This is a genomic window from Pseudomonas aestuarii, assembly GCF_027988105.1.
Classification (GTDB): Bacteria; Pseudomonadota; Gammaproteobacteria; order Pseudomonadales; family Pseudomonadaceae; genus Aquipseudomonas; species Aquipseudomonas aestuarii.
Window position 1 is genome coordinate 426,339 of the sequence record NZ_JAQJZJ010000003.1, and the last position, 11,802, is coordinate 438,140.

Here is an 11,802-nt window from a genome sequence, read left to right on the forward strand (position 1 = left end):
TTTTCTCCTTTCCCAGTTGTGACGCCCCGACCACCGCCGTTTTAGGGCCAGAACATGAACAGATTCACGGACCTGTACCAGTGCGACTTCACGCTCACCGAGCGCGAACAGCAGCTGCAGACGATTGCCGAGCAATATGTCCGTGAAACCGAGGCATACGACCGCAGCGTCTGCACCGGGCCGATCCGCTACGGCGAAATCACCCCGGCGACTCACCAGGAGTTTCTCCTGGTCAATCGCAACGCCAACCAGCTGCTGGAAAGCCTCTGCCAGCGCCATTGCCAATTCACCCGCCGCGAGATCCTCGGCTCCGTGCACGACTTTGACCGGCGCGGGGCCAGAGCATGAGCGGCTTCATCGCCAACGGCAGCATTCCCGCCGCCGCCGAGCCCCACCCCATCAGCAACGACGGCTGGTGGCCGGATCTCGACGGTGAAGCCGTGCGCGCCGCCCTGCGCCTCGACAGCAGCATCAGCTCCATGCGCCTCGAAGTCGCCCTGGTCAACGCCGTGCTCAGCGTCAACCGCGAGCTAGAAACCTACCAGCTCGCCCAGCAGGCCCTCGGCTACGCCGGCCTGGCCGACGTGCCCGGCCCGCTGATCCAGGGCGTGAGCCGCCCGGTGCACCTCTACCTGCGCGCCGTCTACTGCACCGCCGGCGCCGAACTGGCCGAGCGCTACCGCAGCTACGACAGCACCAACACCGGCAACGCCAACGCCGAAGAGCTCACCCCCAGCATCGACGAATACCGCCGCGACGCCCGCTGGGCCATGAGCGACCTGCTCGGCAAACGCCGCACCACCGTGGAACTCATCTGATGGCCATGCACCTGCGCGCCAACCAGGGCGACACCGTCGACGCCCTCTGCTGGCGCCACTACGGCCGTACCGCCGGCGTCACCGAAGCCGTGCTCGAGGCCAACCCGGGGCTTGCCGACAACGGCCCGATCATCGCCCAGGGCGCCCTGGTGCTCATGCCCGACGAAGCCCCGCAACCTCAACGCCAGATGGTGAACCTATGGGACTGATCTACCTCGCCCTCTACAAAGGCCAAGGCACCCTGTTCAACCGCCTGATCCGCCTGTGGACGCGCTCCAAATACAGCCACTGCGAAATTGTCATGCCCGACGGCCGCTGGCTCTCGGCTAGCGCCATGGACGGCGGCGTGCGTGCCAAGCGCCTCGAGCTAAACATCGAGCACTGGGATCTGCTCCCGCTGCCTTGGGCCGAACGCCACAACATCGAATGGCTCTACCAGCAGCACCAGGCCATGGGCTACGACTGGCTCGGCATTTTCCTCAGCCAACTGCTCGCCAGCGGCCTGCACAGCCGGCGCCGCTGGTTCTGCAGCGAGTTCTGCGCCGCCGCGCTCGGCTTTACCAGCCCGCAGCGCTACAGCCCGGCCCAGCTCGGCGAAGTGGTGCAGCGCATCAACCGCCTGCCCTTCGTTCAGCTCGCCCACCAGATCAATGAGCGGCCTGCCTACTTGGTTGATATGGCCCGCGGCACCATCACCCCAGCCACCACAGGACAACAGGATGAAACGCATGCCTGACCGCCCCGAAACCTGGGCCTGGTTCGCCACCTGGCTAGAGCACAACTTCCCTGCGCTCTACGCCGGAGGCCTGGCCCTGCTTATTGCCGTCTGGCGAATCATCTACACCGGCGGCAAGTTTCGCCAACTGGCCCTGGAAGCCCCGCTGTGCGGTCTGCTCGGCGTCGGTGTGTCCTACGGCCCGGAGCTGATCGGCGCGCCGCAGGGCGCCGGGGTGTTCCTCGCTTGCGTGGTCGGCCTGCTCGGCGTCGAAACCAGCCGCGCCGCCGCCGAGCGTCTGCTTGATCGCAAGGTAGATGAACTATGACCAGTCTCCGCCACGGCGACCGCAGCCAGGCCGTACTGCTCCTGCAAAAAGCCCTCAACCAGCGCGGTGCCCAGCTGTTCGCCGATGGCGACTACGGTGACGCCACCGAGCACGCCGTGCGCGCCTACCAGCTCAAGGCCGGCCTGGTCGCCGATGGCATCGCCGGCCCGAAAACCCGCGCCGCCCTGCTCGGCGCCGACTGCTCGCGCCTGCTCGGCAATATCCACCTGGTGGCAGCCGCCAAACGCCTCGGCGTCGACCTGGCCGCCATCTACGCCGTCAACGAAGTGGAAAGCCTCGGCGAAGGCTTCCTCAGCAACGGCAAGCCGAAGGTGCTGTTCGAACGCCACGTCATGCACCGCCTGCTCGGCACCCCGCGCCATGAGGGTGACGACGCCGCGGCGCTGCAAGCCCACGCCGAGCAGCTCGCCGCCACCTACCCAGCCCTGGTCAACCCACGCCCGGGCGGCTATGCCGGCGGCACCGCCGAACATCAGCGCCTGGCCCAGGCCCGCCTGCTGGATGCGCTCTGCGCCGACGAGTCGGCCAGCTGGGGCGCCTTCCAGATCATGGGCTACCACTGGCAAGCGCTCGGCTACGCCAGCATCACCGACTTCACCACCCGCATAGCCAGCAGCGAGGCCGAGCAGTTCGAGGCGTTCGTGCGCTTTATCGAAGCCGACCCGGCCCTGCTCAAGGCGCTCAAAGCTCGCAAGTGGGCGCAATTCGCCAAGCGCTACAACGGCCCGGCCTATGCCCGCAACCTGTACGACGTGAAGCTCGATCGCGCCTACCGGCGGCATGCTGACTGTGGCTGTGGGCAGAAGGTGGCGGCATGACCACCCTGCACCGAGCCCTCTACGGCATCGCCTTGCTCGCTGCCCTGGCCTGGGCGGTATGGATCCAGACGCTGCGCCTGGATGCCGCCGAGGCCAGGGCAGATCAGGCCATCAGCCTGCTCGAGCAATCCAAAGCGCAAACCCGCCAGATTGCGGCGCATGCCAACAGGCTGGCCGCCGAACTGGGCAAAGAGCGCACCGCCCAAGCCTCCCTGCGCAGCACCCAGAACCTGCTGCGCCAGGGCCTCAGCGACCGCGAAACCCAGATCGAGGGACTCAAACGTGAAAATTCTGATCTTAGGCGCTGGGCAAGCCAGCCTCTGCCTGATGCTGCTCGGCGGCTGCGCCAACGACCCGCCATCACCGGCGCCGCAGCTTATCGAGATTGGCTGTCCCGCAGTGGTGCCCTGCGTCCTGCCGGCGACCAGCCCGGCCATTAACGGCGAGCTGCTCACCGACGCCGAGCGCGCCGAACTGGCCTGGGCTGAATGCGCCGCCCAGGTCGACATGGTTTACCGCCACCAACAGCCGCGAGCCGACCCATGAACAAACCGCAAAGCCTGCGCGACCACCTGCTCGGCGCCATCACCGAGCTGCGCCACAACCCCGATCGCCTGATGGTGTTCGTCGACCAGGGCACCGTACGCAGCACCGCCGCCGCCGGCCTGTCGTTCGAGTACAGCTACAGCCTGCAGCTGCTGCTCACGGATTTCGCCGGCAGCCCCAATACGGTGGTGGTGCCGTTGCTGGCCTGGCTGCTGGTCAACCAGTCCGAGCTGCTCACCAACCTCGAGCTGGGCAAGGACTCGATCACCTTCGAGGTCGACGTGCTCGACAACGCCAAGGTCGACATGGCCATCAGCCTGCCGCTCACCGAGCGCGTGCTGGTCAAGCGCCAGGAGGACGGCCAGCTGCTCATCAGCTACCCGGGCGAGCCGCAATACACCGAGCAGCTGCCGGCGCAGACCTACCAGCTCTACGCCGACGGCATCCTCCAGGCCGAGTGGGAATCCGCTCCACCGACGCCGATCGGCGTCGACCTTGAGTCGCCACAAATCAAACGGCCCGCGCCATGAGCGACATGCTCGATGACCTGGGCGACTGGCTCACCCCGCTGATCAGCCGCATCGAGCCGGCCCAGCGCGGCAAGCTGGCGCGCAGCGTGGCCCAGCAGCTGCGGCGCAGCCAACAGCAGCGCATCGTCGCCCAGCGCAACCCAGACGGCACGCCCTTCGCCCCGCGTAAACAGCGCAAGCTGCGCGGCAAGGTCGGGCGCATCAAGCGCAAGGCCAAAATGTTCACCAAGCTGCGCACCGTGCGCTACGTCAAGGCCAGCGGCAGCGCCAGTGCCGCCACCGTCGGCTTCGCCGGGCGCATCAGTCGCATCGCCCGCGTGCACCAGTACGGCCTGCGCGATCGCCCCGCGCCGGGCGCCAAAGACGTGCACTACGCCAAGCGCGAACTGCTCGGCCTCAGCGCTGCCGAACGCGAAATGGTCCGCGACCAGGTCCTGCAGCACCTTGCCGGCACCTGACACCCTGTAAGCGCCCGCGCTACAGCGCGCCACGGCTGCGCCCCTCGCGCGAGGGCGCCACCATCAACCCCATGAACGATCTAGCCACCCTCGCCCGCCTGCTGGAAAACCTGATCCGCCTCGGCACCATCGCCGAAGTGGACCACGGCGACCCTGCGCAACAGTTGCCGCCCCGCGTGCGCGTGCAAACCGGCACGCTGCTCACCGCCTGGCTGCCCTGGCTCACCCCGCGCGCCGGCGCCGACCGCGAATGGAACCCGCCCACCGTCGGCGAGCAAGTACTCCTGCTCAGCCCCTCCGGCCAACTAGCCAACGGCGTGGCCATCACCGGCCTGTTTTCCGATCTGATCCCGGCCAACGGCGACCGCGCCGCCCTGCACCGCAGCACCTACCGCGACGGCGCCGTCATCGAATACGACAGCGCCGCGCACAGGCTCAGCGCCACCATCCCCGGCACTGCCGACATCACCACCACCGGCGACATCAGCATCACCGCCGGCGGCAACGTCAGCATCGTCGCGGCCGGCAACTTCACCGTCACCGCCGCCCGCGTGGATCTCAACTGATGGCCGCCGTCACCCGCCTCGGCGACGCCTGCACTGGCCACGGCTGCTGGCCGCCGCGCCCGAGCACCGGCGCCTCGCCGAGCGTCTACGTCAACGGCATCGCCGTGCACCGCCAGGGCGACGCCTGGGCCGCACACACCTGCCCGAGCATTCCCGAAACCCATGCCAGCGTGCTGGCCAACGGCAGCGCCACGGTGTTCGCCAACGGCAAGCCCTTGGGCCGCATCGGCGACCCGGTCGCCTGTGGCTCCAGCGTCGCCGCCGGCAGCGCCAACGTATTCGCGGGAGGTTGAGTATGAACAGGCACACCGGCCGCAGCATCACCACCCTCGAGCACATCGCCCAGTCGATCGGCGACATCCTCACCACCCGCATCGGCAGCCGCGTCATGCGCCGCCAGTACGGCAGCCAGTTGGTCGACCTCATCGACCAGCCCGGCAACCCCGCCACCCGCCTGCTCTGCTACGCCGCCATCGCCATGGCCGTGATGCGCTGGGAACCGCGCGTGCGCATCAGCCGCGTGCAACTGAGTGACGCCAGCATGGCCGGCCAGTTCGAGCTGACCCTGGACGTCACCGTGATCGACAGCAACGAACAACAGAGCATCAGTATTCCGCTCAGCCTGGGGGCCATCGGATGAGCCAGTTCACCGCCATCAACCTGGCGCTCATTCCCGCGCCCCAGGTCATCGAGGTCATCGACTACGAGCAGGTCCTCGCCGAAATGCTCGCCGACCTGGCCGCCCGCCTGCCCGAGTTCGACACCTTCCTCGAGTCGGATCCGGTGATGAAGCTCCTCGAGGTCGCCGCCTACCGCGAAACCGTGCTGCGCCAGCGCATCAATGAGGCGGCCAAGGCGGTGATGCTGTCCTATGCCATGGATACCGACCTGGACCAGCTCGGTGCCACGTTCGGCGTCACCCGCCTCGAGGTCACCCCGGCCGACCCCGACGCCAGCCCGCCGACCGCCGCCGTGTTCGAGAAAAACAGCGACTTCCGCTACCGCATCCAACTGTCCCTGGAAGGGCTCAGCACCGCCGGCCCCGAGGGCGCCTACATCTTCCACGCGCTCAGCGCCGACGGCCTGGTGCTGGACGCCAGCGCCATCAGCCCGACCCCCGGCGAGGTGCTGGTCACCGTGCTCTCGCGTGACGGCGACGGCACCGCCAGCGCCGAGCTGCTCGCCGCGGTCGAGGCCAGCCTCTCGGCCGAGGACGTCCGCCCGCTCACCGATTTCGTCCAGGTCCAAGGCGCCACCATCGTCCCCTACCAGGTCGAGGCCGCCCTGTACTTCTATGCCGGCCCGGATCGCACCGTGATCATGGCCACCGCCCAAGCGGCAATCGAGGCCTACACCGAAAGCCAGCACCGCCTGGGGCTCGACGTCACCCTCTCGGGCATCTACGCCGCCCTGCACCAGCCCGGCGTGCAGCGGGTGGAGCTGACCGAGCCAGCCGCCACTCTGGTCATCGATCGGCAAAGCGCCTCCTATTGCACCGCCATCGCCCTGACCGACGGCGGCCTCGATGAGTAACCTGCCCAGCCTCCTGCCCAGTAACGCCACCGCACTCGAGCGCGCCATCGAGCAAAGCACCGCGCGCCTGGCTGAACTGGCTGTGCCGCTGCGCGAACTGTGGAACCCCGACACCTGCCCCGCCGAGCTGCTGCCCTGGCTGGCCTGGTCGCTGTCGCTCGACAGCTGGCAGCCCTACTGGCCAGAAGCGGTAAAACGCGCCCGCATCCGCCAGGCCATCGAGATCCAGCGCCGCAAGGGCACCACTAAGTCGGTGCGCGACGTGGTGGCCTCGTTCGGCAACGCCCTGGCCCTGCGCGAATGGTGGCAGCTCAGCCCCAAGGGCACCCCGCACACCTTCGAGGTGGTGCTCACCCTCGGCGCCGGCGTGCCCAACACCGCGGCCTACCAGCAAGACGTCATCGCCGAAATCGAGCGCACCAAGCCCGTGCGCTCGCACTTCACCTTCACCCTCGGGCTGGCGGCAACCGGCGGCCTCGGCCTGCAAGGCGCCGCCCGCCCGATCGTCTACCGCCGCCTGCAATGCACTGAGGCCCCCTAATGGCACTACTGATCACCATCACCGATGCCGGCCGCGCCGAAATCATCAACGCCGACAACACCGGCACCGGCCCGGTGGTCATCACCGAGATCGGCTTCGGTACCGGCCAGTACGCCCCCAGCAAGGCGCAGACGGCGCTGACGGCCGAGGTCAAGCGGGTCGGCTCGATCGCCGGCCAGGCGGTGGCGGCCGACACCATCCACGTTATCGCCAAGGATGAAGGCAGCGACGCCTACAACGTCGGCGAGTTCGGCCTGTACAGCGCCAGCGGCACCCTGGTCGCGGTCTACTCGCAGGTGGCCGGCGCCGGCTGGATCATCCAGAAGGCCGGCGCCTCCACCCTGCTGCTTGCCGTCGACATCATTCTCGAATCGCTGGACGCCGCCAGCCTGAGCTTCGGCGACGTCACCTTCCTCAACCCGCCGGCCACCACCGACACCCCCGGCGTGGTCCAGCTGGAAGATAGCCTGATCAGCCCCAGCACCAGCAAGGCACTGACCGCCGCCCAAGGCAAGAAGCTGCAGGATGAAAAGGCGCCGCTCGCCAGCCCGGCATTGACGGGTACGCCCACCGCGCCAACTGCCGCGGCCGGAGCCAACACCACGCAACTGGCGACCACTGCGTTCGTGGCGGCTGTAAAGTCCCTGCTGGATGCGGCTATCGTCCTGAAAGCCCCACTGGCCAGCCCGGCATTGACGGGCACGCCAACCGCGCCGACCGCGGCGCAGGCGACCAACAACACCCAACTGGCCACCACCGCATTCGTCAAGGCCGCTATTGCTGCCCTGATCGACTCCTCGCCTGGCGCGCTCGACACCCTCAACGAGCTGGCCGCCGCCTTGGGCGATGATCCGAACTTCGCCACCACCATGACCAATGCCCTGGCAGGCAAACAGCCATTGGCTGCGCGCCTAACGGCTTTTGTTGCTAATAATGGTTTCGGCTTGGGTGAGTCGGGTGGCGCAAAAGTCCGGCAGACTGATTTAGATGCTATTACTACTGCCGGTTTCCATGTGGTTGGTGCTGGAGCGGTAGGCCTACCGCCAGGCCAGGGATCTGGATACCTTTGGCATCAGGATTGGGACGCATCAACGACCTATCGGCGGCAACTTTATTTTGCAGTTTCATCGACACGTATTTTTATTCGTGTAATGAGCCTTGGTGTTTGGGGCGACTGGGATGAAATCGGCCGCCTGGCCAGTCCGGCACTGACTGGCACGCCAACGGCACCAACCGCTGTCGCCGGCACCAGTACCACCCAGCTCGCGACCACTGAGTTCGTACAGTCGGCGGTCGGGGTTGGCGTAGTAGCGCCCTTCGCACGAAGCACAGCCCCCAGCGGCTGGTTGAAAGCCAACGGCGCCACCATCAGCCGCTCCACCTATGCCGCCCTGTTCGCCGCTATCGGCACAACGTTCGGTGCAGGCGATGGATCAACCACATTCCAGCTGCCTGACCTGCGCGGCGAGTTCCTGCGCGGCTGGGACGATGGGCGCGGAGTTGATCCTGGGCGCCAGTTAGGATCTGCGCAAAAGGGCTCCATCTACGGTATCGACACTGGCACAACTGCCAGCCCCAGCCCCGCCTCTTATGGAGTTAGGTCAAATATAGAAACCAACCCAACGGGTAACGCGGCACAGGCGCGGATTGATGTCGGGGCTGACGAAGACTTAGATGCAAGCGCCTACCCTCAAGTAGCTATAACAGGCGTCCCCTCCACCGTCACTAACACCGATCTGAGTGCTGGGGCCGTCGCTGGCGTCGCTGGCGTAGCAAGACCGCGCAACATCGCCCTGCTCGCCTGCATCAAATACTAAGGACTAACAATGGAAATCTACTGCGCCAACCCTCTCACCCGCGAATACCTCGGCCCGACCAACGCCGACCCTGACCCGCTGGAGGAAGGCGCCTGGCTGATCCCGGCCCACGCCTACACCGACGCGCCGCCGGATGCGCCCACAGGCCAGGCCGCCCAGCGCAGCGAAGACGGCAGCGCCTGGCAGTTGGTTAATGACCAACGTGGCACCGTCTACAGCACCGCCACTGGCGCCGCACAGCAGCACACCGAGTTGGGCGAGCTGCCCGACGGGCTGACCAGCGAGCCGCGCCCCTCGGCCGACTACCAGTGGACCGGCAGCACCTGGGCGCTAGACGCCGAGCTGCAAGCGGCCAACCTGCTGGCCCTGCAGGCGAGCCTCTGCACCCAGATCGACGGCGCAGCAGACACCGCACGCGCCCAGGTCGCCGGCGACCCCCTGCGCGCAGTCGAGTACCAACTGGCGGCCAGCGAGGCGCAGGCCTTCAAAGCCGCCGGCTACCCACCCGAGGAAGTGCCGCGCACGGTGGCGGCATGGGTAATGGGTGACCGCACCGCACAGCAGGCCGCCGACAGCATCCTGGTCGAAGCTGCGCAGTACAACGAGGCCCTCTACCTGCTGCGCGAAACCCGCCTCGGCGCCAAGGACCTGGTGCGCCAGGCCATGGCCGCCAACAACGTCGAGCAAGCCCAGAACATCGCCGCCGAAACCATCGCCAGCATCGAGGCCGCCGTCGCCGGCATCGGCAACAACGCCTGATCCCACCGGCACCACCCGAAGCCCCGCCCCGTGCGGGGCTTTTTGCATCTGCGCCCTGTAGCGCCCCCCGCTACCAGCCCCGCCGCTCGCCCGCCCATCGCGCGCGCGTCAACCTACAGCCTCACTGGTCCCGTCAAACGCTCGCACACCCGCTACCCGCAGGAGCCACCATGCCCGACTACCTTCACGGCGTCCGCGTCCTCGAAATCAACGAGGGCACCCGCCCGATTCGCACCGTCTCCACCGCCGTCGTCGGCATGGTCTGCACCGGCGAGGATGCCGACCCGCTGGTATTCCCGCTCGACACCCCGGTGCTCATCACCAACGTGCAAACCGCCGTCGGCAGCGCCGGCACCAGCGGCACCCTGGCCGCCAGCCTGCAGGCCGTCGCCGACCAGACCAAGCCGTTCACCATCGTGGTGCGCGTGGCCGAGGGCGTCGACGAGGCCGCCACCGTCTCCAACCTGATCGGCACCACCACCGCCGAGGGCAAGTACACCGGCATGAAGGCCCTGCTCGCCGCCAAGGGCCGCCTCGGCATGGTGCCGCGTATTCTCGGCGTGCCCGGGCTGGACAGCCTGCCGGTGGCCACCGCCCTGGCCAGCATCGCCAAGGACCTGCGCGCCTTCGCCTACGTGTCCGCCTACGACTGCGCCACCAAAGAAGAGGCCGTCGCCTACCGCGACAACTTCGGCGACCGCGAGGTGATGGTCATCTGGCCGAGCTTCGAGCGCTGGGACACCGTCAGCAGCACCACCGTCGTCGCGCCGGCCGTGGCCCGCGCCCTGGGCCTGCGCGCCAAGCTCGACAAGGAAATCGGCTGGCACAAGACCCTCTCCAACGTCCCGGTGGGCGGCGTCACCGGCATCAGCGCCGACGTCTGGTGGGATCTGCAAAACCCCGCCACCGACGCCAATTACCTCAACGAGGCCGAGGTCACCACGCTCATCCAGGAGAGCGGCTTCCGCTTCTGGGGCTCGCGCACCTGCAGCGCCGACCCGCTGTTCGCCTTCGAGAACTACACCCGCACCGCCCAGGTGCTGGCCGACACCATGGCCGAGGCGCACTTCTGGGCCGTGGACAAGCCCATGCACCCCTCCCTGGTGCGCGACATCATCGAGGGCATCAACGCCAAGGGCCGCGAACTGGTCAGCCAGGGCTACCTGATCGGCTTCGACTGCTGGTACGACGAAGAAGCCAACGACGCCACCACCCTCAAGGCCGGCAAGCTGTTCATCGACTACGAGTACACCCCGGTGCCGCCGCTCGAGGATCTGACCCTGCGCCAGCGCATCACCGACAAGTTCCTGGTCGACTTCGCCGCCAAGATCAACGCCTAACCCCGCCCGCGCGGCCTGAACCACCGCGCCCGCCACCCCTTGCCAGGAGAGCAGCCCCATGGCCATGCCCCGCAAACTCAAGAACATGAACATGTTCAACGACGCCGAAAGCTACCTGGGCGTCTGCAAGTCCGCCACCCCGCCGCCGCTCAGCCGCAAGATGGAAGGCTACCGTGGCGGCGGCATGAACGGCCCGGTCAAGGCCGACCTCGGCTGGTCAGACGATGGCATCCAGTTCGACTGGACCCTCGGCGGCCTGGATCTGATCGCCCTCAAGCAGTTCGGCGCGGTCAAGGCCGACGGCGTGATGCTGCGCTGGGTCGGCGCCTACCAGCAGGACGACACCGGCGCAGTGGTCGCCGTGGAAATGGTCGTGCGCGGCCGCCACGAAACCATCGACATGGGCGATGCCGCCCCCGGCGAAGACACCGAGCACAAAATCACCACCACCTGCAGCTACTACAAGCTGGTGGTCAACGGTGAAGTGATCATCGAGGTCGACCTGCTCAACTTCATCGAGATCATCGACGGCGTCGACATGCTCGCAGAGCAACGCAAAGCCCTCGGCATCTAAGCCGTGGGCAGCTACGGCAGCACACCACCCCGGCCGGCCAACTGGCCGGCAACTATCAACAAGGAGAGCACCATGCCCAAGTCCGACACCGCCAGCGCCGCGCCGGCCATCACCGCCCAACCTGAGCCGGTGAAGAACCCCAACGAAGAAGTCTGCGAACTGGACACGCCTATCGTGCGCGGCACCACCAGCATCGACACGATCACCGTGCGCAAACCAATGGCCGGCGAGCTGCGCGGCGTGGCCCTGGTCGAGCTGATGAACCTCGAGGTCAACGCTCTGCGCAAGGTGCTGCCGCGTATCACCAGCCCAGCCCTTACCGACATCGAGGTCGGCCGCATGGACCCGGCCGACCTGGTCGACCTGGGCAGCAAGGTGGCCAGTTTTTTGTTGAAGAAGTCAGCGAAGGCGGAAGCCTTCCTCACCGCGTAGAAGACG

The 11,802-nt window shown here is 67.3% G+C and carries 19 protein-coding genes and 1 pseudogene; all 20 read left to right on the top strand.

What is annotated here, in order from left to right; genetic code table 11:
* Positions 1 to 54 precede the first annotated feature (54 nt).
* The 20 genes and pseudogenes from PH586_RS08900 (at position 55) to PH586_RS08995 (ending at position 11,796) form a co-directional block, all read left to right on the top strand.
* Positions 55 to 348: a hypothetical protein gene (locus PH586_RS08900; RefSeq protein ID WP_271347397.1), complete on the top strand. Its 294-nt coding sequence runs from the start codon at positions 55 to 57 to the stop codon at positions 346 to 348.
* Positions 345 to 818 (top strand): head completion/stabilization protein, encoded by a 474-nt coding sequence (locus PH586_RS08905; RefSeq protein WP_271347398.1) that lies wholly within the window; start codon positions 345 to 347, stop codon positions 816 to 818. Before PH586_RS08900 ends, PH586_RS08905 begins: the two co-directional genes overlap by 4 nt.
* The gene (locus tag PH586_RS08910; RefSeq protein WP_271347399.1) at positions 818 to 1,027 is read left to right on the top strand and encodes a tail protein X; all 210 of its coding nucleotides are present in this window, start codon (positions 818 to 820) and stop codon (positions 1,025 to 1,027) included. The genes PH586_RS08905 and PH586_RS08910 overlap by 1 nt, the downstream gene beginning before the upstream one ends.
* The gene (locus tag PH586_RS08915) at positions 1,018 to 1,554 is read left to right on the top strand and encodes a hypothetical protein (protein ID WP_271347400.1); all 537 of its coding nucleotides are present in this window, start codon (positions 1,018 to 1,020) and stop codon (positions 1,552 to 1,554) included. Before PH586_RS08910 ends, PH586_RS08915 begins: the two co-directional genes overlap by 10 nt.
* Complete coding sequence (locus PH586_RS08920; protein WP_271347401.1) at positions 1,547 to 1,861, top strand: phage holin, lambda family; 315 nt, start codon at positions 1,547 to 1,549, stop codon at positions 1,859 to 1,861. The genes PH586_RS08915 and PH586_RS08920 overlap by 8 nt, the downstream gene beginning before the upstream one ends.
* Positions 1,858 to 2,700, top strand: a complete 843-nt coding sequence (locus tag PH586_RS08925; RefSeq protein ID WP_271347402.1) for an N-acetylmuramidase family protein — start codon at positions 1,858 to 1,860, stop codon at positions 2,698 to 2,700. The genes PH586_RS08920 and PH586_RS08925 overlap by 4 nt, the downstream gene beginning before the upstream one ends.
* Positions 2,697 to 3,062, top strand: a pseudogene (locus PH586_RS08930) (Rz-like lysis system protein LysB); the annotation flags it as partial. The gene PH586_RS08925 and the pseudogene PH586_RS08930, both read left to right, overlap by 4 nt.
* Positions 3,028 to 3,246 (top strand): Rz1-like lysis system protein LysC, encoded by a 219-nt coding sequence (gene lysC / locus PH586_RS08935; protein ID WP_333908322.1) that lies wholly within the window; start codon positions 3,028 to 3,030, stop codon positions 3,244 to 3,246. The pseudogene PH586_RS08930 and the gene lysC, both read left to right, overlap by 35 nt.
* Positions 3,243 to 3,776, top strand: a complete 534-nt coding sequence (locus PH586_RS08940; RefSeq protein ID WP_271347404.1) for a phage tail protein — start codon at positions 3,243 to 3,245, stop codon at positions 3,774 to 3,776. Before lysC ends, PH586_RS08940 begins: the two co-directional genes overlap by 4 nt.
* On the top strand, positions 3,773 to 4,234 hold the full coding sequence (locus PH586_RS08945) for a phage virion morphogenesis protein (RefSeq protein ID WP_271347405.1): 462 nt from the start codon (positions 3,773 to 3,775) through the stop codon (positions 4,232 to 4,234). The genes PH586_RS08940 and PH586_RS08945 overlap by 4 nt, the downstream gene beginning before the upstream one ends.
* Positions 4,235 to 4,305: 71 nt before the next feature.
* On the top strand, positions 4,306 to 4,800 hold the full coding sequence (locus PH586_RS08950) for a phage baseplate assembly protein V (RefSeq protein ID WP_271347406.1): 495 nt from the start codon (positions 4,306 to 4,308) through the stop codon (positions 4,798 to 4,800).
* The gene (locus PH586_RS08955) at positions 4,800 to 5,093 is read left to right on the top strand and encodes a PAAR domain-containing protein (protein ID WP_271347407.1); all 294 of its coding nucleotides are present in this window, start codon (positions 4,800 to 4,802) and stop codon (positions 5,091 to 5,093) included. Before PH586_RS08950 ends, PH586_RS08955 begins: the two co-directional genes overlap by 1 nt.
* Positions 5,094 to 5,095: 2 nt before the next feature.
* Positions 5,096 to 5,440 carry a GPW/gp25 family protein gene (locus PH586_RS08960; RefSeq protein WP_271347408.1) on the top strand — a complete coding sequence of 115 codons (345 nt, stop codon included), beginning with the start codon at positions 5,096 to 5,098 and terminating at the stop codon, positions 5,438 to 5,440.
* Complete coding sequence (locus tag PH586_RS08965) at positions 5,437 to 6,333, top strand: baseplate assembly protein (RefSeq protein ID WP_271347409.1); 897 nt, start codon at positions 5,437 to 5,439, stop codon at positions 6,331 to 6,333. The genes PH586_RS08960 and PH586_RS08965 overlap by 4 nt, the downstream gene beginning before the upstream one ends.
* Positions 6,326 to 6,874, top strand: a complete 549-nt coding sequence (locus PH586_RS08970; RefSeq protein ID WP_271347410.1) for a phage tail protein I — start codon at positions 6,326 to 6,328, stop codon at positions 6,872 to 6,874. The genes PH586_RS08965 and PH586_RS08970 overlap by 8 nt, the downstream gene beginning before the upstream one ends.
* Positions 6,874 to 8,691 (top strand): tail fiber protein, encoded by a 1,818-nt coding sequence (locus PH586_RS08975; RefSeq protein WP_271347411.1) that lies wholly within the window; start codon positions 6,874 to 6,876, stop codon positions 8,689 to 8,691. Before PH586_RS08970 ends, PH586_RS08975 begins: the two co-directional genes overlap by 1 nt.
* A 9-nt stretch (positions 8,692 to 8,700) precedes the next feature.
* Complete coding sequence (locus PH586_RS08980) at positions 8,701 to 9,450, top strand: hypothetical protein (RefSeq protein WP_271347412.1); 750 nt, start codon at positions 8,701 to 8,703, stop codon at positions 9,448 to 9,450.
* Between the two features lie 170 nt (positions 9,451 to 9,620).
* The gene (locus PH586_RS08985) at positions 9,621 to 10,790 is read left to right on the top strand and encodes a phage tail sheath protein (RefSeq protein WP_271347413.1); all 1,170 of its coding nucleotides are present in this window, start codon (positions 9,621 to 9,623) and stop codon (positions 10,788 to 10,790) included.
* A 58-nt stretch (positions 10,791 to 10,848) separates the two neighbouring features.
* A complete protein-coding gene (locus PH586_RS08990) occupies positions 10,849 to 11,364 on the top strand; it encodes a phage major tail tube protein (protein ID WP_271347414.1) in 516 nt (171 codons plus the stop codon).
* A 72-nt stretch (positions 11,365 to 11,436) separates the two neighbouring features.
* Entirely contained in the window at positions 11,437 to 11,796 is a 360-nt protein-coding gene (locus PH586_RS08995) for a phage tail assembly protein (protein WP_271347415.1), read from the top strand.
* The last annotated feature ends 6 nt before the right edge of the window (positions 11,797 to 11,802 follow it).